The 25,373-nt window shown below is 71.2% G+C and carries 19 protein-coding genes; 13 read left to right on the plus strand and 6 right to left on the minus strand.

Going from position 1 to position 25,373, the window contains the following annotated elements; all coding sequences use genetic code 11:
• Positions 1 to 2: 2 nt before the first annotated feature.
• The 3 genes from ASF96_RS05495 to ASF96_RS05505 are packed head-to-tail and all read left to right on the plus strand — an operon-like array spanning position 3 to position 5,169.
• Entirely contained in the window at positions 3 to 1,310 is a 1,308-nt protein-coding gene (locus tag ASF96_RS05495; protein WP_055834622.1) for a GNAT family N-acetyltransferase, read from the plus strand.
• A gap of 38 nt (positions 1,311 to 1,348) precedes the next feature.
• The gene (locus tag ASF96_RS05500) at positions 1,349 to 3,871 is read left to right on the plus strand and encodes a bifunctional lysylphosphatidylglycerol flippase/synthetase MprF (protein ID WP_156458737.1); all 2,523 of its coding nucleotides are present in this window, start codon (positions 1,349 to 1,351) and stop codon (positions 3,869 to 3,871) included.
• Positions 3,868 to 5,169, plus strand: a complete 1,302-nt coding sequence (locus tag ASF96_RS05505) for an alpha/beta hydrolase (protein ID WP_055936722.1) — start codon at positions 3,868 to 3,870, stop codon at positions 5,167 to 5,169. The genes ASF96_RS05500 and ASF96_RS05505 overlap by 4 nt, the downstream gene beginning before the upstream one ends.
• Before the next feature lie 91 nt (positions 5,170 to 5,260).
• Here the strand turns inward: ASF96_RS05505 and ASF96_RS05510 are convergent, their stop codons facing one another.
• On the minus strand, positions 5,261 to 8,926 hold the full coding sequence (locus ASF96_RS05510) for a multifunctional oxoglutarate decarboxylase/oxoglutarate dehydrogenase thiamine pyrophosphate-binding subunit/dihydrolipoyllysine-residue succinyltransferase subunit (RefSeq protein ID WP_082509301.1): 3,666 nt from the start codon (positions 8,924 to 8,926) through the stop codon (positions 5,261 to 5,263).
• A gap of 139 nt (positions 8,927 to 9,065) precedes the next feature.
• Here ASF96_RS05510 and ASF96_RS05515 point away from each other — a divergent pair, with 139 nt between their 5' ends.
• Positions 9,066 to 10,520 (plus strand): GuaB1 family IMP dehydrogenase-related protein, encoded by a 1,455-nt coding sequence (locus tag ASF96_RS05515; protein ID WP_055936725.1) that lies wholly within the window; start codon positions 9,066 to 9,068, stop codon positions 10,518 to 10,520.
• Here ASF96_RS05515 and ASF96_RS05520 read toward each other — a convergent pair.
• The gene (locus ASF96_RS05520) at positions 10,510 to 11,547 is read right to left on the minus strand and encodes a glycoside hydrolase family 76 protein (protein WP_055936728.1); all 1,038 of its coding nucleotides are present in this window, start codon (positions 11,545 to 11,547) and stop codon (positions 10,510 to 10,512) included. The genes ASF96_RS05515 and ASF96_RS05520 overlap by 11 nt on opposite strands.
• A 162-nt stretch (positions 11,548 to 11,709) precedes the next feature.
• On the opposite strand from ASF96_RS05520, the gene ASF96_RS05525 reads away from it, so the two are divergent.
• Positions 11,710 to 13,053: a hemolysin family protein gene (locus ASF96_RS05525; RefSeq protein ID WP_055936731.1), complete on the plus strand. Its 1,344-nt coding sequence runs from the start codon at positions 11,710 to 11,712 to the stop codon at positions 13,051 to 13,053.
• Complete coding sequence (locus ASF96_RS05530) at positions 13,050 to 14,105, plus strand: hemolysin family protein (protein WP_055936734.1); 1,056 nt, start codon at positions 13,050 to 13,052, stop codon at positions 14,103 to 14,105. The genes ASF96_RS05525 and ASF96_RS05530 overlap by 4 nt, the downstream gene beginning before the upstream one ends.
• Positions 14,106 to 14,227: 122 nt before the next feature.
• Here the strand turns inward: ASF96_RS05530 and ASF96_RS05535 are convergent, their stop codons facing one another.
• A complete protein-coding gene (locus tag ASF96_RS05535) occupies positions 14,228 to 15,286 on the minus strand; it encodes an NADH:flavin oxidoreductase/NADH oxidase (protein ID WP_055936737.1) in 1,059 nt (352 codons plus the stop codon).
• A 29-nt stretch (positions 15,287 to 15,315) separates the two neighbouring features.
• Between ASF96_RS05535 and ASF96_RS05540 the strand changes: the two genes are divergently transcribed.
• From ASF96_RS05540 to ASF96_RS05550, 3 genes are all read left to right on the plus strand, one after another.
• The gene (locus ASF96_RS05540; protein WP_055936741.1) at positions 15,316 to 16,173 is read left to right on the plus strand and encodes an ADP-dependent NAD(P)H-hydrate dehydratase; all 858 of its coding nucleotides are present in this window, start codon (positions 15,316 to 15,318) and stop codon (positions 16,171 to 16,173) included.
• A gap of 85 nt (positions 16,174 to 16,258) precedes the next feature.
• Positions 16,259 to 17,566 carry a glycosyltransferase family 87 protein gene (locus ASF96_RS05545; protein WP_055936744.1) on the plus strand — a complete coding sequence of 436 codons (1,308 nt, stop codon included), beginning with the start codon at positions 16,259 to 16,261 and terminating at the stop codon, positions 17,564 to 17,566.
• Positions 17,567 to 17,759: 193 nt separating this feature from the next.
• Positions 17,760 to 18,086, plus strand: a complete 327-nt coding sequence (locus ASF96_RS05550; RefSeq protein ID WP_055936747.1) for a thiamine-binding protein — start codon at positions 17,760 to 17,762, stop codon at positions 18,084 to 18,086.
• A 67-nt stretch (positions 18,087 to 18,153) separates the two neighbouring features.
• On the opposite strand, the gene ASF96_RS05555 is transcribed toward ASF96_RS05550, so the two are convergent.
• Positions 18,154 to 18,588 (minus strand): hypothetical protein, encoded by a 435-nt coding sequence (locus ASF96_RS05555; RefSeq protein ID WP_162239403.1) that lies wholly within the window; start codon positions 18,586 to 18,588, stop codon positions 18,154 to 18,156.
• Between the two features lie 243 nt (positions 18,589 to 18,831).
• Between ASF96_RS05555 and ASF96_RS05560 the strand changes: the two genes are divergently transcribed.
• The gene (locus tag ASF96_RS05560) at positions 18,832 to 20,079 is read left to right on the plus strand and encodes an MFS transporter (protein WP_055936752.1); all 1,248 of its coding nucleotides are present in this window, start codon (positions 18,832 to 18,834) and stop codon (positions 20,077 to 20,079) included.
• Positions 20,080 to 20,376: 297 nt separating this feature from the next.
• Here the strand turns inward: ASF96_RS05560 and metX are convergent, their stop codons facing one another.
• Positions 20,377 to 21,582: a homoserine O-acetyltransferase MetX gene (gene metX, locus ASF96_RS05565; RefSeq protein ID WP_055936755.1), complete on the minus strand. Its 1,206-nt coding sequence runs from the start codon at positions 21,580 to 21,582 to the stop codon at positions 20,377 to 20,379.
• A gap of 79 nt (positions 21,583 to 21,661) precedes the next feature.
• Between metX and ASF96_RS05570 the strand changes: the two genes are divergently transcribed.
• Both ASF96_RS05570 and ASF96_RS05575 read left to right on the plus strand, forming a co-directional pair.
• Positions 21,662 to 22,060: a DUF4259 domain-containing protein gene (locus ASF96_RS05570; protein ID WP_055936758.1), complete on the plus strand. Its 399-nt coding sequence runs from the start codon at positions 21,662 to 21,664 to the stop codon at positions 22,058 to 22,060.
• 52 nt (positions 22,061 to 22,112) lie between these two features.
• Positions 22,113 to 22,811 carry an SDR family NAD(P)-dependent oxidoreductase gene (locus ASF96_RS05575; RefSeq protein WP_055936761.1) on the plus strand — a complete coding sequence of 233 codons (699 nt, stop codon included), beginning with the start codon at positions 22,113 to 22,115 and terminating at the stop codon, positions 22,809 to 22,811.
• Between the two features lie 254 nt (positions 22,812 to 23,065).
• On the opposite strand, the gene ASF96_RS05580 is transcribed toward ASF96_RS05575, so the two are convergent.
• Positions 23,066 to 24,388, minus strand: a complete 1,323-nt coding sequence (locus ASF96_RS05580; protein ID WP_055936764.1) for a bifunctional o-acetylhomoserine/o-acetylserine sulfhydrylase — start codon at positions 24,386 to 24,388, stop codon at positions 23,066 to 23,068.
• 135 nt (positions 24,389 to 24,523) lie between these two features.
• Here ASF96_RS05580 and ASF96_RS05585 point away from each other — a divergent pair, with 135 nt between their 5' ends.
• Positions 24,524 to 25,312 (plus strand): SDR family oxidoreductase, encoded by a 789-nt coding sequence (locus ASF96_RS05585; RefSeq protein WP_200934071.1) that lies wholly within the window; start codon positions 24,524 to 24,526, stop codon positions 25,310 to 25,312.
• Positions 25,313 to 25,373: the final 61 nt, after the last annotated feature.

The following is a 25,373-nucleotide window of genomic DNA, read 5'->3' on the forward strand; positions in this document are numbered from 1 at the left end:
GCATGGCGATCATCGACACGCTCCCTCTTCCCGCGGATGCCGAGTCCTCGGCGACCCTGTCCGACTCCGGCTTCGACTACGCGGTGGTCGACCCCGACGGGTCGGGGTTCGTCGACTTCCTGAGATCGGTCTCGCGCGGTTTCCTCGGTGAGGAGCCGTCGGACGACGAGGTCGAGAGCGCCCGTCGCGCGCTGCGTTCGCGTCGACTGGTCGGCGTGTTCGACCCCGCCGGCTCAGAGCCCGCCTCGCCGGTGGCGACGGTGGACTCCTGGCCGGCTGAGTTGACCGTGTCTCCGGGGCGCATCGCGCCGCTGTACTCGATCAGCGCCGTCACCGTCGCGCCGACCCACCGCCGGCGCGGCATCGCGCGCGCCATGCTGACCGGCGAGCTGCGCACTGCGGTGTCGGCCGGGTACGCGATCGCGGGGCTCACCGTCACCGAGGCGACCATCTACGGGCGCTGGGGCTTCTCGCCCGCCGCCTGGGCGAGCGACGTCGTCGTCGACACCCGGCGGGCGCGCTGGACCGGCCCCGTGGCCCCCGGCCGTCTCGATTTCGTCCCGCGCGAGAGCCTCCCCGAGCGGTTGGCAGCGGTGCACGAGCGCATCCGTACGCGTCGGCCCGGATCCGTCGCCGGGTGGGAGGGCCGCTGGCGGGGGATGGCGGGACTCACCCCCGATGCGAAAGACGGCAAGAAGGTGCGGGCGGTCGCGTATCGCGATCTCGACGGCGTGGAACGCGGCATCCTGGTCTACACGATCGGCGAGGATCCGGGCGACGACTACACGGCGCACGAACTCAGCATCCGCGCCCTCTTCGCCGACGGTGACGAGGCGTACGCGGCGCTCTGGCGTTACGCGATCGAGCACGACCTCGTCGCGCGCGTGACGGCATCGCTGCAGCCGGTCGTGCCTCCGGTGCAGTGGATGGTGTCCGATCGCCGGGCTGTCACCGCCACCCTCACCGACCATCACTGGCTCCGCATCCTCGACGTCGCCGGCGCGCTGACCTCGCGCCGCTACGCCGGAACGCTCGATCTCGTGCTCGCCGTGCACGACCCGCTCGGTTTCGCCGACGGTTCGTGGGCCGTGCGCATCGATGAGTCCGGAGAGGCGACGGTCACCCCGGCCGGCGACGACGCCCCCGACGTCGAGCTGAGTGTGGGGGCCCTCTCGTCGTTGCTCCTGGGTGGCGTGCGCGCAACGGAGCTGGCGGCCGCGGGAACGGTGCTCGGCGACGCAGAAGCCCTCGCCGCCCTCGACGGCGCTTTCACCCCCGAAGCGACCCCGCTCCTCGACATCTGGTACTGACCCCTCGTCCATAGCCTTTCCCCGTAAAATCCGGGGCGATGTCCGAACCCTCCCCACCCCTGTCCGCTGAGCGGGCGCCGTCGCGCCTCCGCGCGCGGCTGCGCACCCTCGGCGCGGTGTCCCGCCGGTACGTGCGAGACCACCCCGTGTCGCTCTGCGTGGTGGTGGCCGTGCTCGCCACCGCGGCCGCGACCGGGTCGCTCTGGGGCGAGGACGCCCTCGTCTGGGGGGCGGGTCCGCTCGCCACCTTCGCCAACGGACGGTGGTGGACCCTGGTCACCGCGCTGGTGGTGCCCGACTCGACGATCGACGCCGTGTCGTCGGTGCTGCTCGCGCTGACGGTGCTGGCGTACGCCGAGCGCCTGCTGGGCTCGCGCCGGGCCGGTCTGCTGCTGGTCGTGCTGGGACTGAGCGGTCTCGTGGTCGGGATCGGCCTGCACGCGGCGGCGTGGACGGTGACCGATCTGCGTCCGGTGGTCGCCGCCGAGGTTCCCGTGCTCGATCCCACGACCCCCATCGCCGGGGTGGTCATGGCGGCATCCGCCTTCGCCCCGACGCTCTGGCGTCGACGGCTGCGGCTGGTGGGCTTCGCCCTGCTGGCGTTGTTCGCGCTCTACGCGGGCGACGCCGACTCGTGGTACCGCCTGACCGCCGCGGTCATCGGCCTCGGCGTCGGCGCCGTGCTCGCGCGGGGACGCGAGCGCCGCTCGTGGCATCGCAGCTCGACACGCGAGACCCGCACGCTGTTCGCGATGCTCGTCGCGGTCGTGGGCAGCGGCCCCCTCGTGGCCCTCGTCAGCGGCGGTGGTCGCGGACCCCTCTCGCTCGTCGTCGAGGCCTACACCCAGTACGACGATGCAATGCTCAGCCGATGCGGCCGGGTCGCCGAGGCGGTGTGCGACGAACAGATCGCCCTCCTCATGACCCGGGGCGCCGGCCCCGCTCTGCTGGCGATCGTGCCGCTCGTGCTCCTGCTGATCGCGGCGTGGGGCTTGCGCCGAGGGCGGCGGGCGGCGTGGGTCCTCGCGATGCTGGTGCTCGTGGCATCCGCCGTGCTGCCGGTGATCTCGCTGCTCGACGGCCGCCTGCAGATCGACCCGTGGGTCGATGGCAGCGGCGCCGAATACGTGCTCTGGGCGATCGCGACCATCGTCATCCCGCTCGCTTTGGCGGCGGCTCTCGTCGTCACCCGCGCGCGCTTCTCGGTGCGCGCCACGCGCAAGGCCGCCGCAGTGGTCACCGCCGTCGTCGCCGTCGCCTTCGTCGCCTGCGGGACGACGTTCTTCGTCGTGGAGTCGCTCAACCGCCGCTCGTTCAACCGCGACCTGTCGCTTCCCGAGATGCTCGGCCTCACCCTGCGGCGCTTCCTGCCGCCGTCGTTCACCCACCCCGGTGGCTCGTCGGCCTTCCCGCATCAGGGTCCCGCGCTGTTCGTCTACCAGTGGATCGGGGTGCTGTTCTGGGCCGTCGTGGTCGCCGCGATCCTCTGGCTCTACCGTCGTGCCCGCCGTCCCGTCGCGGGGGGACACGCGCACTACCGCGAGTTGCTGCGGCGCGGGAGCGACACCCTCGGCTTCCTCGGCACGTGGGAGGGCAACCGCCACTGGTACTCGGACGATCGCGAGTGCGCCGTGGCGTACCGGCTGACCGGTGACGTCGCCCTGGCCGTCGCCGATCCTCTGGCCCCCGCGGGCCGCCGGGTCGAGGCGCTGCGCGGGTTCACCGACTACTGCCTCGAGCACGGCTGGATCCCCGCCTTCTACAGCGTGCACGGCGACACCCTCGACGACCTCGTGAGCCTCGGGTGGCGGCACGTGCCCGTCGGGGTCGAGACGGTCATGGACCTCGCGGGTCTGACCTTCGCCGGCAAGACCTGGCAGAAAGTGCGCCAGCCGCTCACCCGCGCCGAACGCGAGGGCTACACCGCGGTGTGGACGCGGTGGCACGAGCTGACCGTGGGTCAGGCGTCGCAGGTCGTCGCGATCGACGAGGAGTGGGTGGCCGACCGCGCGCTGCCCGAGATGGGTTTCACGCTCGGCTCCCTCGACGAGCTGCGCGACCGCGAGGTGCGTCTGCTCCTCGCGGTCGGCCCCGACGACCGTGTCGAAGCGGTGACGAGCTGGATGCCGAGCTGGACCGACGGTGAGATCACCGGGTGGACCCTCGACTTCATGCGCCGTCGCACCGACGGACCCAACGGCATGATGGAGTTCCTCATCGCGAAGGCCGCGTTGCAGTTGCAGGAGGAGGGCGCCACGGTGCTCAGCCTGTCGGGCGCTCCGCTCGCCGACGACCCGGCCGAGCCGGTCGACGGCGACCCCGCCCCGCTGCGGGCACTGCTGCGCTGGCTGGCGGAGGTGCTCGAGCCGGCATACGGTTTCGCCTCGCTGTTCCGCTTCAAGGGCAAGTTCCGCCCCCGGTACCGTCCGCTCGCCCTGGCGTACCGCGACCCGCTCCAGCTCCCCGCGATCGGGGCCGCCGTCGGACGCGCCTACCTTCCCGACGCCTCCCGTCATGAGATGGTCGCTCTGGCGAGGAGTGCGTGGGAGGGCCGCCGATGAACCGTTTCCTGCTGTCGTTCGAGCTGATCGACAGTCCGCTGCTGATCGTGTGCGCGATCATCGCCGGGGTGGGTGCGCTCGCCGTGGTGTCGTGGGCTCCGCGCCGCGTGGTCCGCACGCTCGTCATCGGCGTCGCCGCGGGGGTGGTGATGTACATCGTCGCCCACATCCTCGAGGCCCTGAACCTCTTCCAGGGTCCGCTACCCGCCGGGGCCGCCGTCTGGGCGGCGAGCGGCGTCGCTGCGGCCGCGGTGGGCGTCGTGGGCATCTGCCGACGCCCGTGGGGGCGTCGGGGCGCCGGTGCGCTGACGGTGGTGGCGGCGCTCCTGGCCGCCGCGCTCGGCGTCAACGCCGCCTACGGGGTGACGCATAACCTCGCCGCCATCCTCGGCGTGCAGGCGCTCGATCCCGCGGCTCTTCCCGCTCAGGCCGCCGTCGCGGGAGACCCGGCGACGCTCTACCAGACCTGGGAGCCGCCCGCGGGGATGCCGGCGCAGGGGGCGCTGAGTGCCCTGTCAGGGAACGCGAAGATTCCCACCGGGCAGTTCGCGGCGCGAGACGCCTCGTTGTACCTTCCGCCCGCGGCACAGGTCGCGAACCCGCCGGCCCTGCCGCTGCTCGTCTTCATGATGGGGCAGCCCGGTTCACCGGATCCGACGGCGCTGGCCAAAGCGCTCGATGCCTTCGCGGCGAAGAACAGGGGCCTCGCCCCGATCGCCGTCGTCGTCGACCAGCTGGGGGCTCCCGACCGTGATCCCGCGTGCGTCGACTCCGCGAAGTACGGCGCCGTGTCGACCTACATCAACCAGCTCGTGCCGCAGTGGGCCGGGAAGAACCTCAACGTCGTGAAGGACCACCGGTACTGGACCATCGGGGGCTTCTCGAACGGTGGCTCGTGCGCCGCGATGTACGGCTCGAAGTACCCGGACGTGTGGGGGCAGATGCTCGACGTCATGGGCAACGAGTTCCCGGGATCCGAGCACGTCGCCGAGACCGTGGCCGACACGTACAACGGTGACGCGGGCGCGTTCCAGGCCAACAAGCCGTCGGTGATCATGGCGGCAGCTCCCGCCGGGACCTACACCGGCCACCTGGCGATCTTCACGTGGGGAAGCGCCGACACCACCTACGGCCCGGGACAGCAGGCCAACTCCGAGGCCGCGCAGGCCGCCGGGTTCACCGTGCTGACGCACATCGTCGAGGGCGCGGGCCACACCGGCGAGGCGCTCGACGCGAGCCTCGAGTTCGCCATCCCCGCGCTGGCTCCGACGCTCGGACTGGCGCCGCCGGCATCCTGACGCCTCGGCGGTCTCGGCATCCTGACGCGAGGAATCCGCCCACGCGAAAGGGCCCGGTCGACGATATCGACCGGGCCCTTCGACGTACGGATCAGCGCGCGAGCGCCTCCGCCATGATGGCGGCGTGCTCGTTGGCGTGCACCTTGGGCGAGCCGGTCGCGGTCGACGCCGCGGAGGCACGCGAGATGTTGCGGATCGAGCGGCCACCGAGCTGGTCGGCGATCTCGAGCGCGATGAACGGCCACGCGCCCTGGTTCTCGGGCTCGTCCTGGACCCACACCAGTTCGGCGTTCGGGTACTGATCGAGCACGCGGGTCAGCTCTTCGATCGGCGCCGGGTAGTACTGCTCCAGGCGCACGAGGGCGATGTTCGGGTTCGGGTTCTTGTCGAGCTCGGCGCGCAGATCCCAGTGGATCTTTCCGGCGTGCAGCAGCACGCGCGTGACGGCGCCGCGGTCGACACCGCGGTTGTCGTCGAGCACCGGCTCGAAGCGACCCTCGAGGAAGTCCTCGACGGGGCTCGTGGCTCCGCGCAGACGCAGCATGGCCTTCGGGGTGAAGACGATGAGCGGACGACGCGGACGCTGGTACGCCTGGCGGCGCAGCAGGTGGAAGTACGAGGCCGGCGTCGACGGGCGCGCGACGATCATGTTGTCCTGCGCGCACATCTGCAGGTAGCGCTCGATGCGGGCCGACGAGTGGTCGGGTCCCTGGCCCTCATAGCCGTGGGGGAGCAGCAGCACGACACTCGACTGTTGAGCCCACTTCTGATCGGCCGACGAGATGAACTCGTCGATGACCGACTGCGCGCCGTTGGCGAAGTCGCCGAACTGCGCCTCCCACAGCACCAGGGAGTCGGCGCGCTCGACCGAGTAGCCGTACTCGAACGCCATGGCCGCGTACTCGCTCAGCAGCGAGTCGTAGACCCAGAAACGTCCCTGGTTCTCGCTGAGGTTCGCCAGCGGCAGCCATTCCTGACCGTTGTCGCGGTCGTGCAGCACCGAGTGGCGCTGGACGAACGTGCCTCGGCGCGAGTCCTGACCGGCCAGGCGCACCGGGGTGCCCTCCATCAGCACCGAGCCGAAGGCGAGGAGCTCGCCGAAGGCCCAGTCGATGTTGCCGTTGCGGCTCATGTCGAGACGCTTGTCGAGCAGCTGCTGCAGCTTGTTGTGCACGGTGAAGCCGTCGGGCTTGTTCACGAACGCGTCGCCGATGTGCTGCACGACCTCGCGCGAGACGCCGGTGGTCTCGGGCGCGCCCGTGGGCACGTCGTCGACCGCGTCGGCCGTGACGACGGGGGTCGTACCGGTCTCGGCTTCGTGGGTGTCGGCGAACGCGACTTCGAGACGGTTCTGGAAGTCCTGCTTGGCCTGCTCGTACTCGTCTTCGGTGATGTCGCCGCGACCGACGAGGGACTCCGTGTACAGACGGCGCACCGAGCGCTTGGCCTCGATGAGGTTGGTCATCAGCGGCTGCGTCATCGAGGGGTCGTCGCCCTCGTTGTGGCCGCGTCGGCGGTAGCAGACCAGGTCGATGATGATGTCGCGGTGGAACTCTTCGCGGTACAGGAACGCCAGCTCGGCCGCGCGGACGACGGCCTCGGGGTCGTCGCCGTTCACGTGCAGCACGGGGGCCTGGATGGTCTTGGCCACATCGGTGGCGTACACGGAGGTGCGCGCGTCGGTGGGGGTGGTGGTGAAGCCGACCTGGTTGTTCACCACGACGTGGATCGTGCCGCCGGTGCGGTACCCGCGCAGCTGCGACATCTGCAGCGTCTCGACGACGACGCCCTGACCCGCGAACGCGGCGTCGCCGTGAACGAGGATGGGCAGCCACGAGAACGTGCCGATGGGCTTGCGGTCCTGCTTGGCGCGGACGATGCCCTCGAGCACGCCGTCGACGGTCTCGAGGTGCGAGGGGTTGGCCGCCAGGTAGACGGGGAGCTCATCGCCCTCGTCGCCGACGAAGGTGCCCTCGGTGCCGAGGTGGTACTTCACGTCGCCCGAGCCGCGCTTGCTGCCGGTGGCGACCGCACCCTCGAACTCGCGGAACACCTGGCCGTACGTCTTACCGCCGATGTTGGTGAGCACGTTGAGGCGACCGCGGTGGGCCATGCCGATCGCGGCTCCGTCGAGGCCCTTGGACGCCGCGCCCTGGAGGATCTGGTCGAGCAGCGGGATGAGCGACTCGCCGCCCTCGAGGCTGAAGCGCTTCTGGCCGACGTACTTGGTCTGCAGGAAGGTCTCGAACGCCTCGGCCTGGTTGAGCTTCGACAGGATGCGCAGCTGTTCGTCGTGCCCGGGCTTGGTGTACTTGACTTCGATGTTGCTCTGGAACCACTGACGCTGGATCGGGTCCTGGATGTGCATGTACTCGACACCCATGGTGCGGCAGTACGAGTCGCGGAGCACGCCGAGGATGTCGCGGAGCTTGGCGACGCGCTTCGTGCCCAGACCGCCGGTGACGAACTCGCGGTCGAGGTCCCAGAAGGTCAGGCCGTGCGACTCGATCTCGAGGTCGGGGTGGGTGCGCTGCACGTATTCGAGCGGGTCGATGTCGGCCATGAGGTGGCCGCGCACGCGGTACGAGTTAATGAGCTCCTGCACGCGGGCGCTCTTGTCGATGCGCTCCGAGAGGTCGACGCTGATGTCGGCCGCCCAGTGGATGGGCGCGTAGGGGATGCGCAGCGCCGCGAAGATGTCGTCGTAGAAGCCGCGCTGCCCGATGAGCAGCTCGTGCACCTTCTTGAGGAACTCGCCCGACCCCGCGCCCTGGATGACCCGGTGGTCGTAGGTGCTGGTGAGCGTGATGGTCTTGCCGATGGCCAGCTCGTTGAGCGTCTTGTCGCTCGCGCCCTGGAACTCGGCGGGGTAGTCCAGCGCACCCGCGCCGATGATGGCGCCCTGACCGCGCATGAGACGGGGGACCGAGTGCACGGTGCCGATGCCGCCGGGGTTCGTCAGCGACAGCGTCGTGCCCTGGAAATCGCCGGGCGTGAGCTTGTTGCCGCGGGCGCGACGCACCAGGTCTTCGTACGCGTCGAGGAAGTCGCTGAAGCTGAGGGTGTCGGCGCGCTTGATGCTGGGCACCAGCAGCGCGCGGGTTCCGTCGGGCTTGGGCATGTCGATCGCGATACCCAGGTTGATGTGCGCGGGGGCCACCACCGAGGGCTTGCCGTCGATCTCGGCGTAGTAGACGTTCTGGCTCGGGAACTCCTTGAGTGCCTGGATGAGCGCCCAGCCGATGAGGTGCGTGAAGCTGATCTTGCCGCCGCGCGTGCGCGACATGTGGTTGTTGATGACGATGCGGTTGTCGATCATCAGCTTCGCGGGCACGGTGCGGACGCTGGTCGCGGTGGGGACCGTGAGCGAGTCGTCCATGTTGGAGGCCAGGGCCTTCGGCATCCCCTTGAGGACGGTGACGCGGTCCTCTTCGGTGCTCGGGGCTGCGGCCGCGGGCGTCGAGGCGGGGGCCTGCGCCGGGATCGGCTGCGGCTTCGCGGGCTTGGCGGTGGTGCGCGCGACGGGGGCCTGACCGACCACCGGGATCGGCGCGGTGACCGGCTTGGGCTCCGAGGGCGGCGCTGCCGCGGCAGACCCGTCGACGACCGGGTGGTACGCCTCCAGGATCGGCCACCAGGCCTTGTCTACGGAGTGCTTGTCGACTTTGAACTGCTCGTAGAGTTCGTCTACGAGCCACTCGTTCGCGCCGAACTCGCCCTCGCTCGAAGTACCGACGCCCGCCACCTGGCTCGACACAGTCGATCGCCTGCTTTCCTCGATGAAGATTCCTGTGGATACGCGCGAACGTCACCGTCCGGCGCGTCGTCAAGCCTAGCCGAGGTTCCTGGGCGGTCTGCGGGTCTTTACGTTCCCTTGATGTGGTGAGGTGGATGCCATGGAGTTCTCCGGCGCTCAACCCGATGTCGATCTGACCTACTCGGACGTGTTCCTGGTCCCGCGTCATTCCGAGGTGCGCAGCCGCCTCGACGTGGACCTGGCACCCGGCGACGGGAGCGGTGCCACCCTTCCGCTCGTGTCGGCGAACATGAACTCCGTCACGGGAACCCGACTCGCGGCGACCCTGGCGCGTCGCGGCGGCCTCGGCGTGCTCCCGCAGGACCTCGCGCTGCCCGACCTGCTCGACGCCGTCGCCTGGGTCAAGGCGCAGCCGACGGCCTGGGACGCCCCGCTCGTGCTGCCTCCGACCGCGACGGTCGCCGACGCGCGTCTGGTGCTCCCGCCGGTGCCCGGGCGCGGCATCGTCGTCGCCGAGACCCGAGACGACGGGGTCGTCGCCCTCTCGGCCTTCCGCGGGATCGTTCCGGCCACGCGCCTCGCGACGGCGCTCCCGGATGCCACGCTCGGCGACATCGCGCGGGGCGACGCCCCGGTGGTCTCGGTCGGTCAGCTGGGGGATCCCCGTGCCGTCTTCGCGCTGGTGGGGGAGGCCGACATCGTCGCCGTCGTCGACGCGGACCGCGTGGTGGGCACGCTGTCGGCGCGGAGCGCCGTGCGCGACTCGGTCTACCGCCCGGCGGTCGACGCCGAGGGGCGCCTGATCGTCGCGGCCGCGGTGGGGGTCAACGGTGACGTCGCCGGCAAGGCGCGCGCCCTCGCCGACGCCGGCGTCGACGTCCTCGTCGTCGACACCGCCCACGGTCACCAGGCGCAGATGCTCCGGGCGCTGCGCGAGGTCGCCGCGCTGGATCTCGGCATCCCGATCGCCGCCGGCAACGTCGTCACCGCCGAGGGCGTGCGCGACCTCACCGACGCGGGTGCGACGATTCTCAAGGTCGGGGTGGGGCCGGGGGCGATGTGCACGACCCGCATGATGACCGCCGTGGGGCGGCCGCAGTTCTCGGCCGTGCTCGAGACGGCGGAGGCCGCGCGCAGCGTCGGGGCGCACGTCTGGGCCGACGGCGGAGTGCGATATCCGCGCGACGTCGCCCTGGCGCTGGCGGCGGGTGCGGCATCGGTCATGGTCGGTTCGTGGTTCGCCGGCACGATCGAGTCGCCCGGGCGCCTGCGTGCCGACGCCGACGGCCGCACGTACAAGGAGTCGTGGGGCATGGCCTCGACCAAGGCCGTGCACGGGCGCTTCGGGGCACTCGACCCGTTCGAGCGGGCCCGCAAGGAGCTCTTCGCCGAGGGCATCTCGTCGTCGCGCATCTACCTCGACCCGCAGCGCCCCGGCCTGGAAGACCTGCTCGACATGATCACGTCGGGCGTGCGCTCCTCGTTCACCTACGCCGGCGCCGCCACCGTCGCCGAGTTCCACGAGCGCGCTCGTGTGGGCCTGCAGTCGGCGGCCGGGTACGACGAGGGCAAGGCGCTTCCGGTCAGCTGGTGAACACCCGCTCGAGGTCGGCCGCGGCCTCGATCGTGATCCACGCCCCGACCTGCACCGACAGATCGAGGTCGTCGCCCTCGGCGCGCGCGGGGCGGCGGGGATCGGCCGGGAACAACCCGCCGCGGCGTGCGTCCCAGAGCGCGTCGGCGTTGCGCTGGACGAGGCGCCGCGCGGTGCGCGAGAGGGCATCGCCCTCGGCGTCGCCGCTCTCGGCGAGATCCATCGCCGCCTCGGCGAGATAACGCGCCAGGATCCCGGCGAACAGGCCGCCGTCGCCCCCGCCCGCCGCGGGGAACAGTCCGTCGTCGGCGGCGCACCACCGTTCGACCGCGGCGACGAGAGCCCGGGCGCGCTCCACGTACGCCCACGCCGGATGCGTGTCGTCGGCCAGGGCCCGCTCGCCCAGCAGCAGGGCGAGCCCCAGGGCCGCGCCCTGGTTGTACGTCCACAGTTCGCTCCGCACGACGCCGTGCTCGACGCCGTCGCGGACGAGGCCCGTGTCGGGGTGATCCAGGGTGGATGCCATCCACGCGTCGAGTGCGACGGCCTCGGCCCGGTGGCCGGTCAGAGCGAGCACCATGGCGCCGGGCGCGTTCGCCGGAGCGTTGAAGAGGTCACTGCCGACGCACCAGGGCAGTGCGCCCACGCGCGGATCGATCGCCCGGTGCAGCACCCGCGAGATGCGGCGCAGGGCGCGGGCGTTCAGGTGCGTGCGCGCGAGCGCCAGGCCCATCCAGGCGATGTCGTCGTAGTACGGGGTCGTCCACCGGCCGATCGTGCGCAGGGTCACCCCCCGGGCGAGGCGCCGCATCATCCGCCGACGGCGCGCGTCGGGCCGGTTGCGCTCGGCGTCGCCGAGCACGTGCAGCACGTGCGCGTGCCACCAGTAATGCCACGTGCGCTCGCCGCCGGCGCCGGGCAGTGCCGCCCTCGCCCAGGCCACCGGGCCGTAGCGGTGCACGAAGCGGTCCGTCACCTGACGTTCAGCGGTGGCGGCGCGCTCGCCGGCCGTGGTCTCGGCATCCATGCACCCATCCTCCCCAGGTGCCGGGATGCGCAGAATCCGGATGCCAGGGGCCTGGGGCTGCAATAGAATCGTGCGCACGATGGACGACCCTCCCAGTTGTAGACCCAGGCCCCGACGCCGCCCCTTCGACACCGACCCCCGGTCGAGCGGAGGTGATGCCTGATGGATTACGTCATGCTCGGCGTGGGGCTCATCCTCACCGTCGGAACGGGACTCTTCGTCGCCAGCGAATTCGCCCTGGTGAACCTGGACCGCGCCGACCTCGAAGCCCGCCGCGAGGCGGGCGAGACGCGGCTCTCGCTCACGATCGATGCGCTGCGCATCACCTCGACGCACCTGTCGAGCGCCCAGCTCGGCATCACCCTGACGACGCTCCTCACCGGTTACACGATGGAACCGGCCATCTCGAACCTGCTGCGGCCGGTCTTCCAGGCGTGGGGACTGCCCGAGGCGGTCATGGTCGCCCTCGCCGCGATCATCGGCGTCGGTTTCGCCACCGTGCTGTCGATGATCCTCGGCGAGCTCGTCCCCAAGAACTTCGCCCTCGCGATCCCACGGCAGACGGCCAAGCTCGTCCTGCCGTTCCAGATTGCGTTCACCGCCGTCTTCAAGCCCGCCATCCTCGTGCTCAACGGCAGCGCCAACGGGGTGCTCCGCTCCATCGGCGTCGAGCCGAAAGAGGAGCTCTCGGGCGCCCGTTCGGCCGAGGAGCTCTCGAGCCTCGTCAAGCGCTCGGCCAGCGCCGGCATGCTCGAGAAGGACACCGCCTCGCTCCTCGACCGAAGCCTCACCTTCGCCCGCCTCAGCGCCGCCGACGTGATGACCCCGCGCCCCAGCGTGCACGCGCTCGCCGCGGGCGACCCCGCCGACGACGTCGTGCAGTTGGCCCGGCGCACCGGGCACAGCCGCTTCCCCGTGTACGGCGAGTCGATGGACGACATCGTCGGCGTCGTGCACCTCAAGGCCGCGATCGGCGTGCCGCGCGACAGGCGCGGCGACGTGCCCGTGGCCGCGCTGTCGACGGAGCCGCTGCGCGTCCCCGAGACGGTGCACCTCGACACCCTCGTCTCGGAGCTGCGTTCGCGCGGCTACCAGATGGCGATCGTGGTCGACGAGTACGGCGGGACCGCGGGCGTGGTCACCCTCGAAGACCTCGTCGAAGAGATCGTGGGCGAGGTGCTCGACGAGCACGACCGCTCCCGCGCGGGGGTGGTGCGCTCCGCGGCATCCGTGATGTTCCCCGGAGACCTGCGGCCCGATGAAGCCCTCGACCGCGCGGGCGTGCGCGTGCCCGAAGGAGAGGTCTACGACACCGTGGGCGGCTTCATCATGGCCGAGCTCGAGCGGATCCCCGCGGTGGGCGACACCGTCGAGACCGACGAAGGGGTCCTGAGCGTGCACCGCATGGACGGCCGTCGCGTCGACCGCGTGCAGTTCACCCCGAAGCCGGTGGAGCAGAACGTCGGCGACCTCGTGCGCGCGGCGAAGGGCGGTGATCAGCGATGAACGATTGGGCGGGAATCGCCTGGCTGGTCGTGCTGCTCGTGGCCAACGCCTTCTTCGTCGGCGCGGAGTTCGCGGTGATCTCGGCGCGGCGATCGCAGATCGAACCCCACGCCGACCGCGGCTCGCGGGCGGCGAAGACCGCGCTGTACGCGATGGAGCACGCCACGCTCATGTTGGCCACGTGCCAACTCGGCATCACGATCTGCTCGCTGCTGATCCTGAACGTGTCCGAGCCCGCCATCCACCACCTGCTGGCGGGGCCCCTCGGCCTCACCGGTCTGCCCGAGGCGGCCGTCGACGTGGTGGCGTTCATCGTGGCGCTGCTGATCGTGTCGTACCTGCACGTCGTGTTCGGCGAGATGGTTCCGAAGAACCTGGCGTTCTCGCTGCCCGACCGCGCGGTGCTCATGCTCGCGCCGCCCCTGGTGGCCGTGTCGAAGGCGTTCTACCCGATCATCGTCGCCCTCAACTGGACGGCGAACCACGTGCTGCGCCTGTTCCGCGTCGAGCCGAAGGACGAGGCCGCCTCGACCTTCACCCTCGACGAGGTCGCGACGATCGTGAGCCAGTCACGGCGAGAGGGCATGCTCGACGACGCGTCGGGAACCGTCAGCGCGGTGGTGGAGTTCACCGAGAAGACCGCCGCCGACGTCGCCGTTCCCATGAGCGACCTCGTGACGCTCCCCGCCCGGACCACTCCGGGCGAGATCGAGCGTGCCGTCGCGCAGCACGGCTATTCGCGGTACGTGATCGTCGATGACACCGGCAACCCCACCGGGTACGTCCACCTCAAAGACGTCCTGCGCGCGGCCGACGGGACGGCCGCCGACATGGCGCGTCCGATCCCCGCCAAGCGCATCCATCAGATGGTGTCGGTGCTCGAGACGACCGATCTCGAAGACGCCCTGGCGCTCATGCGCCGCTCGGGTCGCCACCTGGCGCAGGTGCGCGACGAGAGCGGCGACGTGAAGGCCGTGCTGTTCCTCGAGGACATCATCGAGGAGCTCGTCGGCGAGGTGCAGGACGCCACCGAGCGCCGTCGCTTCGTCTGAGGCCTGACACACCGGATGCCACGGCCCCGAGGGGTCGTGGCATCCGGTGTTCTCATTCGCGGGGGTGAGTGCTCGCCGATCCGCCGTCGGGCGGGACCCGGGTCAGGACGTCGCGGCGCGGCTCAGTACGCGCGGGTGTACTGGGCCGGCGCGGGCGAGTCGGCGCCGAGCGCGGCGGCGGCGCGCAGGCCGTAGTGCGGGTCGCGGAGCCACTCGCGGCCCGACAGCACGGCGTCGGCCCGGTCGTCGGCGACGACGTTCTCGGCCAGGGAGGGGTCGTCGATCATGCCGACGGCGGCGACCCGCAGTCCCGTCTCGCGGCGCACGGTCGCGGCGTACTCGACCTGGTAGCCGGGGCCTGTCACGATGCGCTGCTGCGGCACGAGGCCGCCGCTGGAAACGTCGATCAGGTCGGCGCCGACCGCACCCACCAGCCGTGCGGCGGCGACGGTGTCGGCGACGCTCCAGCCGCCCTCGGCGGCGTCCGTCGCCGAGAAGCGCACGAACAGGACGACGTCGGGGATGGCCGCGCGCACGGCCTCGGTCACGCGCACGAGCAGGCGCACCCGGTTCTCGAACGAGCCGCCGTACTCGTCGTCGCGGTGGTTCGTGAGCGGTGACAGGAACTGGTGCAGCAGGTAGCCGTGGGCCGCGTGCAGCTCGACGACCTCGAACCCGGCCGCGACGGCCCGGCGGGCGGCATCCGCGAAGTCCTCGACGACCTTCTCGATGCCCGCGGCATCGAGGGCGACGGGCTCGGCGAACGTGTCGTACGCGAGCGCCGAGGGGGCGAGCGTGGTCCAGCCGCCGGCCTCGGGCGCGACGGTGCCGCGGCCGCCGGTGAGCGGGGAGGTGGTCGACGCCTTGCGGCCGGCGTGGCCCAGCTGCACGCCCGCGACGGCGCCCCGCGCGCGGATCGCCGCGACGATGGGGGCCCAGGCATCGGACTGCGCGTCGGTCCAGATGCCGGCGTCTTCGGGCGAGATGCGGCCTTCGGGCGACACCGCCGTGGCCTCGGCGATCACGAGACCGGCGCCGCCCGCGGCGAACTGGGCGAGGTGCACGTGGTGCCAGTCGTTCGGCACGCCGTCGACCGCGCTGTACTGGCACATCGGCGAGACCCAGAGCCGGTTGCGCATCTCGATACCGCGGATGGACAGGGGTGTGAAGAGGGCACTCATGGAAGACCTTTGCGCTTTAGGGTGACGCCATGACGGCGAAGGACTGGACCGGGCGCGATGCCGGTCGCACACTGCGGTGGCCAACGGCGCACGACGACAAGTATTCCCGCGGGGTCGTGGGGATGCGTACGGGGTCCACCCGGTATCCGGGCGCGGCGATGCTGGGAGTCGAGGCCGCGTGGCGCACCGGAACGGGTATGGTCCGCTACCTCGGACCCGAGCGCGCGCAGAACCTCGTGCTGCAGCGTCGCCCCGAGACGGTGACCGCCGACGGGCGGGTGCAGGCGTGGGTGATGGGATCGGGAACGGATGCCGCGGAGCGCGACGCCGCCGAGACCGCGGCGCTGCGCGGCATCCTGCGCGCCGACGTGCCGGTCGTCGTCGACGCGGGAGCCCTGGGCCTGGTCGCCGGGGCCACGGCACCGGTCATCGTGACGCCGCACGCGCGAGAGCTCGACCGACTGCGCGAGAGCCTGGGCCTCGAAGCGGCCGATCCGCGAGACGACGACGCCCGCGAGGCGGCCGCGCGCGAGACCGCCGAGGCCATCGGCGCGGTGGTCCTGCTGAAGGGCGCCGTCACGATCGTCGCCGCCGCGGGCGGATGGACCCGCCGCGTGACGACGGGCACGCCGTGGCTCGCCACCGCCGGCACCGGCGACGTGCTCGCCGGTGTGCTCGGCGCCGTCACCGCCGGGTCGGTCGCCGCCGATCGCACCTCGCTCGACCACCTCGCCGCGTGCGCGGCCACCGCCGCGTGGCTGCACGGAACGGCCGGCACACGGGCATCACAGGCCTACGGCGGCCTCGGCGGGCCGATCACCGCGCTCGACATCGCCGGGGAGCTGCCCTCGGTCGTGGCCGGGCTGCAGGCGGACTCGATCGGGTAACGGTTGTCGTCGCGACCCGCGCGACGGCGGGGGAGCGCGAGCCGCGCGTCCGGGACGCTCAGGGGCGCCCGCTTAGGATGATGCGGTGGTGAGGCGTGTCGTTCCCTTGTTGATCGCGTTCGTCGCCGTACATGTCGTCGTCGGCATCCTGGGCTATCAGCAGCCCAACGAGCCGATGGGCGACGTGTACCTGGTGTACGAACCCTGGTCGCGCTGCGCGCTGTTCGGCGGCATCGACGTCACCTCGTGCACGCGCTCCGACGCGTGGGCCTGGCCGGGCATCACCGAGAAGTGGATCTATCCGCAGCTCGCGTTCCTGCCGATGACGTTCGCCTGGCTGTTCGCCTGGGCCGTCGGGTACACGCCCGCCTGGGTCATCACCGTCGCGCTCGCCAACCTGGTCGCCTTCGTCGTGCTCGTGGGCAAGGGACGCTCGCGCGGTCGTGTGATCGCCGCCTGGTTCTGGCTCGCGGCCATCCTGCTCATCGGGCCGGTCGGCCTGTACCGCATCGACGGCATCACGGTGCCGTTCGCGATCCTCGGCAGCATCTGGCTGCTGCGCCGCCCGTTCGTGGCCTCCCTGCTGCTGTCGATCGCCGTGTGGATGAAGGTGTGGCCCGCGGCGATCCTGGCCGCCGGTCTCATCGCCGCCCGCCGTCGCCTGGCCCTCATCTGGGGTGCCGTCGCGGTGTCGGTGACCACCGTCATCGCGGTCGTCGCCCTGGGCGGTGCGCCCTACGTCTTCGGCTTCGTCGGCGACCAGACCACCCGCGGCATCCAGATGGAGGCCCCCGTCGGCGGGCTGTACATGTTCCTCGCCGCCTTCTACGTTCCCGGCTCCGAGGTGTACTACGACGGCGGCGTGCTCACCTTCCAGGTGACGGGACCCGGCGCCGACCCCCTCATCGCCGCGATGACGCCCATCATGCTGCTCGTCATGGTCGGGATCGCCATCGTCGGCATCGTGAAGCTGCGGCGCGGGGCGACCTTCGTGAGCCTCTTCCCGCCGCTCTCGCTCGCTCTCGTCACCGCCTTCATCGCGCTGAACAAGGTCGGCTCGCCGCAGTACTACGTGTGGCTCTTCGCCCCCGTCGTTCTGGGGTTGATGATCGATCGCCGCCGCTGGTACGGATTCGCGGGCATGACGCTCGTGATCGCGGCGCTCACGCAGTGGATGTACCCACTGCTGTACGACGGGCTCATGGCGACGCACCCGAACCCGTTCCCCGTCTTCGTGCTCGAAACCCGGAACCTGCTCGCCCTCGTGCTGCTGGTGTGGGCCGTCGTGCGCGTCGTCCGTGCGCCGATCGACCGCGTCCGTCCCCCCGCCGGGCTGCACGAGATCGTGACCGGGCGGCGTCCGGCGCGGACGCGGATCGCTCCGCGCGGCTGACCCGGGGGTCGCGTCTAGGCGCGGTGCTACCGCGAGACGCTGTGCCGCGACCGGGGTGCACGCGGCGTCGTCCGACGGAGACACGCGGCGCTTCACTTCGCGGTGCGGCGCGGCTCGTCGCTGCGCAGCGCTGTGCGGCGCGGTGGCGACGCGGCCCGTTCCGCCGAGGCCGCCCGCGGCCTAGTCTCGAATCATGCTCATCGCCTTCTCTGTCGCTCCCTCGGGTGTCGGAACCGTCGCCTCGGAAAACCCCGACGCGTCGGTGCACGACGCCGTCGCCGCCGCCGTCGCCGTCGTGCGCGCCTCGGGTCTGCCTCATCGCACGACCTCGATGTTCACCGAGGTCGAGGGGGAGTGGGACGAGGTGTTCGACGTCGTCAAACGGGCGACGGATGCCGTGCTGCCCTACGGATCGCGGGTGTCGCTGGTGCTGAAAGCCGACATCCGCCCCGGACGCACGGGCGAGATCGACGGCAAGATCGAGCGACTCGAGGACGCGCTGGAGCGTCACGTCGACTGAGCCGATCGGCTGAGCCGTGACGGCCCCGTCGTCAACGGTGACGCGAACGGGTGGGGCCGCGCCAGGTTCACCCGGCGGGCGGGTCGTTCCAGATGCGCCTGGTGATGGCGGTGACGTCGGCGTCGATGCGGGCGAGGTCTCCGCGCAGGCGGCTCTCGACGCTGTCGATCTTGGCGCTCAGGCCGGCTTCGACGGTGTCGATCTTGGCGCTCAGGCCGGCTTCGACGGTGTCGATCTTGGCGGTGAGACCGGCTTCGACGGTGTCGATCTTGGCGGTGAGACCGGCTTCGACGGTGTCGACCCGGGTCCTCGTGACGTGGATCTCGGCCACCGTCTCGTATCGCACGGCGTCGAGACGTGCCTCGAGCCGGTCGGTGTTCGCCGTGATCACTTTCGCGAGCGAACCCATGATGAGGTTCGTGCTGAACGTCATGCCGCCCAGAACAGTCGCGGCGAAGGTTCCGATGAGCACCCATACTTGCGGTTCCGTCACGTCCGGCATCCGTTCATCCCGCGGTGAGGAAACCCAGACTGTCAGCTTTCCGTGGGGGTGGAACCGCTCGACCGCGAAGATCGGGAGAAGTTCACCCGCGGTGCGGGTGGGGAGGAGCAGTCCGCGGGGTGCACGGTCGACCGTGACGCCGACCTCACCCGCCGCACCCGGCCCTCGAAACGATTCGACGCTCGCGGCCGCGCGGACTAGCATCGCAAGGTGACCTCTTCGACTTCCTCGAGAGGTGCGGCGATGCGGGCGCTCCTTTCTCTCGCCATCGGCAGCTTCGGCATCGGCATGACCGAGTTCGTGGTGATGGGCCTGCTGCCCAACATCGCCCGCGAACTCGTCCCCGGCGCGTGGGCGGCCTCGCCCGACGACGCCATCGCCCAGGCCGGCTGGCTCATCTCGCTCTACGCCCTCGGCGTGGTCGTCGGAGCGCCGACGATCGCCGGCTCCGTGGCACGGTTCCCGCGTCATCGCGTGATGATCGTGCTCGCCGCCGCGCTGGCGTTCTTCACCCTGCTGACCGTCATCGCCCCCACGTTCGAGCTCGTCGCGGCATCCCGATTCCTCGCCGGACTTCCGCACGGCGCCTACTTCGGCATCGGCGCCCTGGTGGCCGCCGATGCGCTCGGCCCGGGCAATCGCGCCAAGGGCGTGGCGTTCGTCCTCACCGGGCTCACGATCGCCAACGTCGTCGGTGTGCCGCTGGGCACCCTTCTCGGCCAGCAGGTCGGCTGGCGCGCGGCGTTCGCCGTGGTGACCGGGATCTTCCTGCTCGCCACGATCTGCATCGCCCTCTTCGTACCGAAGCACCCCGGTTCGCCCGGTCGTCGATTGCGTGACGAACTGCGCGTGTTCCGCATCGGACAGGTCTGGTTCGCCCTCGGCATCGGCGCCGTCGGGTTCGGCGGATTCTTCGCGATGTACAGCTACATCGCGCCCATGATCACCGATGTCGCGGGCCAGCCCGAGTGGGCCGTCTCGCTCGTACTCGTGCTCGTGGGGATCGGCATGACGATCGGCAACATCGTCGGCGGCGCGCTCGCCGACAAAGACCTGCGGTTCTGGTTGTACGTCGGGCTCATCGCCCTCGGTGCGGCATCGGTGGGCCTGGCTCTCACGGCCGGGTGGATCGTGGCGCTGGTGCTGTTCGCGTTCCTGGTGGCGTTCTGCGGTGCCGCCCTGAGCCCGGCGATCCAGACGCGACTCATGGACGTCGCCGAGGACAACCAGTCCATCGCCGCGGCGTTGAACCACTCGGCGCTCAACATCGGCAACAGCCTCGGCGCCTTCCTCGGCGGCCTCGCCATCGCCGCGGGCCTCGGACTCGTCGCCCCGGCGTGGGTGGGCGCGCTGCTCGCCCTGGGCGGACTGGTCGTCGCCGTGGTCTCGTACCGCGTCGAGGACCGCAGCGGACGCCACCCCGAACATCGGGTGCCGGCCGCCGAAGCCGCGCAGACCGCGATCACCGGTTCGATCCCGACGCAGCGCTGAGCGCGCGTCGTGTCGACCACGGGCCGCGGCTGACGCGGCGCTGAACCCGGCGCGAGTGTCTCGGACACGCCGCCTTGGGGCCCGGGGATGCGGAGTGTTCTGGACACTCGACGGTGTGTGCGGGCGGTCGCGGCGACGGCGCGCCGCTCGGGTGAGTGTCCGGAACGCGCCGGGCATGCGTCCAGGTGCCGGCTCGCCGCGGCAGCGGCGCGGCCCTAACACGGAACGCACGACCTCTTCCCCGACCGACGAGGGGCCGGAGGGAACGGATGCCGCGGTGCCCGGCATCCGGAATCGTCAGGACGCGAAAAGACGACGCAGGTGCAGGGCGACGGCGGCGGTCTCGATGAGGAAGCCGTCGTGGCCGAAGTCGCTCGAGAGCACGACGGCGTCGTCTCCGTCGAGCGTGTTCGGAATGCCGCGGGCGATGCGATGCTGCCCGTCGATGGGGAACAGGCGGTCGCTGTCGATGCCGAGCACCAGGGTCGTCGCCGTGACGCGTCCCAGGGCGTCTTCGACGCCGTCGCGGTCGCGGCCGACGTCGTGCGAGTTCATGGCCTCGACGAGGGTGAGGTAGCTGTTCGCGTCGAAACGGCGGGTGAACTTGTTGCCGTGGAAATCGAGGTACGACTCGACGGCGAAGCGTCCGCCGCGGCCCAGCGGGCTCACCCCCGACTGCCATGAACGTTGGAATCGCTGGTTGAGCTCGGTCGGGCTGCGGTAGTTCAGCAGTGCCATGCGCCGAGCGAGGGCGAGTCCGCGGTGCGGGCCGTCGCCGTCGCCGGCGTCGTAATACTCGCCGCCGGCGAAGCGGGGGTCGATGCGCACGGTGTCGAGCTGCACCGAGTTCAGGGCGATCTGGTCGGCGGTCGTGATCGGCGGGGCCGAGAGGATCGCGGCGCGGGCGACGCGGTCGGGGTGGCCGACGGCCCACTCGATCGCGTGCATTCCGCCCATCGACCCGCCGACCACGGCGAACCACCGCTCGACGCCGAGCTCGTCGGCGAGCAGGGCCTGAGCCTCGACCTGGTCGCGGATCGTGAGGTACGGGAAGCGCGAAGCCCACTCGTAGCCGTCGGGGGCGATGCTCGCCGGTCCCGTCGAGCCCTGGCATCCGCCCAGCATGTTGGGGGCGACCACGAACCAGCGGTCGGTGTCGATGGCCGCACCGGGGCCCACGAGGTCGCTCCACCACCCGGCGGTGGGGTGCCCCGGACCGGCGGCACCGCGCACATGGCTGTCGCCGGTGAGCGCGTGAAGGATCAGCACGGCGTTGTCGCGGGCGGGGGAGAGCTGTCCCCACGTCTCGTACGCGAGACGCACGTGGGGCAGCGACTGCCCGGTCTCGGTCGCGAACGCGCCGAACGAGGCGAATCGGCGGTCCCCCGCGGGGTCGCCGTCGCGCCACGCGCCGGTCGCCGGGGGGCGTCCGAGCAGCGATCGGGCATCGGCCTCCGTCACCGGGGCCGAGGGCACCGTGTCTTCGGAGATCTGCCAGTCCATGGCATCCATTCTCGTCGGTCGCCGGCGGCCCGACCGGACTGTTACGTCGATGTCGGAGACCGCGCGTACGATTCGGCGCATGGGTGCATGGAGCGCAGAACCGTTCGGGAACGACACCGCTGCCGACCGGGCGTACGAGCTCGAAGGGCAGACCGACTGGAACGTCGTGCGCGACGCACTGCGCGTCGCCGCCGATACCGAGGGCTCGCAGCTCGACTCCGACGCCGCGACGGTGGCGATCGCGGCCGCCGAGGTCGTCGCGCGGGGGCTGGGGCGGGTGCCCGGCCGAGCCTTCTCCGACGAGGTCACGGCGTTCGTGGCGCGCGCGTCGGCGCCGTCCGCCGAGTTGGTGTCGTTGGCCGACGCCGCGGTCGTCCACGCGACCTCTGACGACGGTGAACTGGCCGAGCTCTGGGAGGACGACCCCGACTGGCACGCCGAGAACGAACGCCTGCGCGCGGCGCTGACCACCGTCTGACCTCCTTGTCCAGCCCCCGCTTCGGTCGCGGTGGGGTGGTCAGAATCGCCGCATGGCGACCTTCCTTCTCATTGCGGCCTCGAGCGACATCGGCGGGGCGACCGCGACCCGACTGCGCGACGCCGGTCATCGCGTTGTCACGACGGCGCGGGATTCCTCGGTCATCGAGCCCGACTTCGTTCTGGATGCCACGGACTTCGACGCCGTCGACCGCGTGGTCGGCGAGGTGGGCGAGCTCGACGGTATTGCGGTGTTCGCGGGCTCGATGCTGCTCAAGCCCGCGCACCTGACCTCGCGCGAGCAATATGACGGCCTCATCGCCGCCTCTCTGACCACGTCGTTCGCCGCCGTGCGGGCAGCCGGGACGCACATGCGCGACGGCGGCGCGGTGGTGCTGGTGTCTTCGGCCGCGGCCCTGGCGGGACTGCCGAACCACGACGGCATCGCCGCCGCGAAGGCCGGGGTCATCGGGCTGACGCTGTCGGCCGCCGCCAGCTACGCATCGCACGGGCTGCGGGTGAACGCCGTCGCGCCGGGCCTGGTTCAGACGCGGCTGACCGCGAAGCTCACGTCGACCGACATGTCTCGGAGAGTGTCGGAGGCCATGCACCCCCTCGGACGCCTGGGCGAGCCCGAGGACGTGGCTCGGGCGGTGGAGTTCCTGCTCTCGCCCGAGAACGCATGGATGACGGGCCAGATCATCGGGGTCGACGGGGGCCTCGGGAGCCTGCGCCCGCGCCAGAAGGTCTGACGCGGACGTCGCGCGGTGCCGCTGCGCGTGATCAGCGGAGGGTCAGGGACGGAGGGAGGGTCGCTGCGCGGTGCGGGTCCTCCCGGAATACCTCGCCCTCCGCTCGTCACCCGGCGCCGAGCCGCGCGGTGCGCGACGCCGAGCTGCCCGCGCGCTGCGCGACGCGACGCGCCGGACACGAAGACGACACGTCCCTCGACGCCGCGAAACGCCCCGACCCGGGTGTCCGGGTCGGGGCGTTTCGCGAGAGGGAGTCAGACGCGCGAGGCCTCGGACAGGCGCCGCGCGGCGGCGAGGGCCTGGTCGAGGTCGGCCTTGAGGTCGGCGATGTTCTCGAGACCCACCGACAGGCGCACGAGGCCCGGCGTGACACCGGCGGTGAGCTGCTGCTCGGGCGTGAGCTGCGAGTGCGTGGTGGATGCCGGGTGGATGACGAGCGAGCGCACGTCGCCGATGTTGGCGAGGTGGCTGAACAGGCTGAGCGAGTTGACGAACTCGCGACCCGCCTCGACACCGCCCTTGAGCTCGAACGAGAGCACGGCACCCACGCCCTTGGGGGCGTAGTTGTTGGCGGCGGCGTACCAGGGCGAGGTGGGCAGGCCCGAGTAGTTCACGGTCGCGACATCGGGGTGCGACTCGAGCCACTCCGCGATCTCTTGCGCGTTCTGCACGTGACGCTCGATGCGCAGCGACAGGGTCTCGATGCCCTGGATGAGCTGCCAGGCGCTCTGCGGCGCGATGGAGGCACCCAGGTCGCGAAGCAGCTGCACGCGCGCCTTGATGATGTACGCGAGACCGTCGCCGACCGCCTGCGTGTACACGGCGCCGTGGTACGAGGGATCGGGTGTGGTCAGGCCGGGGAACCGGTCGGAGTGCTCCGACCAGGGGAAGGTGCCGCCGTCGACGATGACGCCGCCGATCGTGGTGCCGTGCCCGCCGAGGAACTTGGTCGCGGAGTGCACGATGATGTCGGCGCCGTGCTCGAAGGGACGGATGAGGTAGGGCGTCGCGATCGTGTTGTCGACGATGAGCGGCACGCCGGCCTCGTGCGCGACATCGGCGACCGTGCGGATGTCGAGCACGTTGATCTTCGGGTTTCCGATGGTCTCGGCGAAGAAGAGCTTGGTGTTGGGACGCACGGCGGCACGCCAGGCGGCGGGGTCGTCCTGGTTCTCGACGAACGTCGTCTCGATGCCGAGCTTCGCGAGGGTGTACTTGAAGAGGTTGTAGGTGCCGCCGTAGATCGAGCTCGACGACACGATGTGGTCGCCGGCCTGCGCGATGTTGAGCACGGCGATGGTCTCGGCCGCCTGGCCGCTGGCGACGAGCAGAGCGCCCGTGCCGCCCTCGAGCCCCGCGACGCGCTGTTCGACGACGTCTTGCGTGGGGTTCTGGATGCGCGTGTAGATGTTGCCGAACTCGGCCAGCGAGAACAGGTTCGCGGCGTGGTCGGCGTTGTCGAACACGTACGAGGTGGTCTGGTAGATCGGCGTGGCCCGGGCCTTGGTCACCGGATCGGGCTGGGCTCCGGTGTGGATCTGCTTGGTCTCGAAACGCCAGTTCTCGGATGCCGACATGGCCGCTCCTCAGCTCGGGTGGCCTGGGCGGTCGCCGTGGCCTGATGCGAGCGTAGACACCGCCTCCGACACCGACAACAGGGGCGGACACGCGCCGTAACACCCGTGTCGGAGGGTGCCGGTAGCGTGGATGCCATGACGCGACGTGCAGTGGTGACCGGGGCCAGTTCGGGTATCGGAGAGGCGACGGCGCGACTGCTGCGCTCGCGCGGGTGGGACGTGGTGGGCGTCGCCCGCCGGGCCGAGCGGCTCGCTGCGCTCGAAGCCGAGACCGGTGTCGTCGCCCGCGCGGCCGACCTCACCGTCGCCGACGACATCGCCGACCTGTCGGCCTGGCTCGCCGAGACCGGTGGCGTCGATGCGCTGGTGCAGGTGGCCGGTGGGGCGCGCGGAACCGACCGGGTCGAAGACGGTGACGCCGACGACTGGCGCTGGATGTTCGAGGCCAACGTGCTCTCGTCGCAGCGGCTCGTGGCATCCCTTCTCCCGCTCCTCCGCGACGCCGCGACGCGCGTCGGGCACGCGGACGCGCTGTTCGTCACCTCCACCGCCGCGCAGACGGCGTACCCGGGCGGTGCGGGGTACAACGCCGCCAAGGCGGGCGAGGCCATGCTCGTGAACGCCCTGCGGCTCGAACTGAACGGCGAACCGATCCGTGTGATCGAGATCGCGCCGGGCATGGTGCGCACCGAGGAGTTCACCCTCAACCGCGTGGGCGGCGACCACGATGCCGTCGACAAGCTCTACGAGGGCGTCGAGGCCCCCCTGGTCGCCGACGACGTCGCCGACGTCATCGCCTACGCGCTCGATGCACCGGGGCACGTCAACCTCGACCTCGTGACGATGCGTCCCGTCGCGCAGTCGGCGCAGCACCTGCTCGCGCGGGGGCCGCTGCGCCCCCGCCAGAGCGAGCGCCCGGAGTAGCCGAGAGGCCGGTTCCCGGCAGAGCTGGCGCCCGTGTCGCCGATGGGCTGTCCCCGTCGGA

It is taken from the genome of Microbacterium sp. Leaf179, assembly GCF_001423785.1.
GTDB lineage: Bacteria > Actinomycetota > Actinomycetes > Actinomycetales > Microbacteriaceae > Microbacterium.

Excerpts from the sequence above, each read along its gene's own strand:
- ASF96_RS05495 (WP_055834622.1), top strand. The coding sequence starts at position 3 with ATGGCGATCATCGACACGCTCCCTCTTCCCGCGGATGCCGAGTCCTCG.
- ASF96_RS05500 (WP_156458737.1), top strand. The coding sequence starts at position 1,349 with ATGTCCGAACCCTCCCCACCCCTGTCCGCTGAGCGGGCGCCGTCGCGC.
- ASF96_RS05505 (WP_055936722.1), top strand. The coding sequence starts at position 3,868 with ATGAACCGTTTCCTGCTGTCGTTCGAGCTGATCGACAGTCCGCTGCTG.
- ASF96_RS05515 (WP_055936725.1), top strand. The coding sequence starts at position 9,066 with ATGGAGTTCTCCGGCGCTCAACCCGATGTCGATCTGACCTACTCGGAC.
- ASF96_RS05520 (WP_055936728.1), bottom strand. The coding sequence starts at position 11,547 with ATGGATGCCGAGACCACGGCCGGCGAGCGCGCCGCCACCGCTGAACGT.
- ASF96_RS05525 (WP_055936731.1), top strand. The coding sequence starts at position 11,710 with ATGGATTACGTCATGCTCGGCGTGGGGCTCATCCTCACCGTCGGAACG.
- ASF96_RS05530 (WP_055936734.1), top strand. The coding sequence starts at position 13,050 with ATGAACGATTGGGCGGGAATCGCCTGGCTGGTCGTGCTGCTCGTGGCC.
- ASF96_RS05535 (WP_055936737.1), bottom strand. The coding sequence starts at position 15,286 with ATGAGTGCCCTCTTCACACCCCTGTCCATCCGCGGTATCGAGATGCGC.
- ASF96_RS05540 (WP_055936741.1), top strand. The coding sequence starts at position 15,316 with ATGACGGCGAAGGACTGGACCGGGCGCGATGCCGGTCGCACACTGCGG.
- ASF96_RS05550 (WP_055936747.1), top strand. The coding sequence starts at position 17,760 with ATGCTCATCGCCTTCTCTGTCGCTCCCTCGGGTGTCGGAACCGTCGCC.
- ASF96_RS05555 (WP_162239403.1), bottom strand. The coding sequence starts at position 18,588 with ATGCCGGACGTGACGGAACCGCAAGTATGGGTGCTCATCGGAACCTTC.
- ASF96_RS05560 (WP_055936752.1), top strand. The coding sequence starts at position 18,832 with ATGCGGGCGCTCCTTTCTCTCGCCATCGGCAGCTTCGGCATCGGCATG.
- metX (WP_055936755.1), bottom strand. The coding sequence starts at position 21,582 with ATGGACTGGCAGATCTCCGAAGACACGGTGCCCTCGGCCCCGGTGACG.
- ASF96_RS05570 (WP_055936758.1), top strand. The coding sequence starts at position 21,662 with ATGGGTGCATGGAGCGCAGAACCGTTCGGGAACGACACCGCTGCCGAC.
- ASF96_RS05575 (WP_055936761.1), top strand. The coding sequence starts at position 22,113 with ATGGCGACCTTCCTTCTCATTGCGGCCTCGAGCGACATCGGCGGGGCG.
- ASF96_RS05580 (WP_055936764.1), bottom strand. The coding sequence starts at position 24,388 with ATGTCGGCATCCGAGAACTGGCGTTTCGAGACCAAGCAGATCCACACC.
- ASF96_RS05585 (WP_200934071.1), top strand. The coding sequence starts at position 24,524 with ATGACGCGACGTGCAGTGGTGACCGGGGCCAGTTCGGGTATCGGAGAG.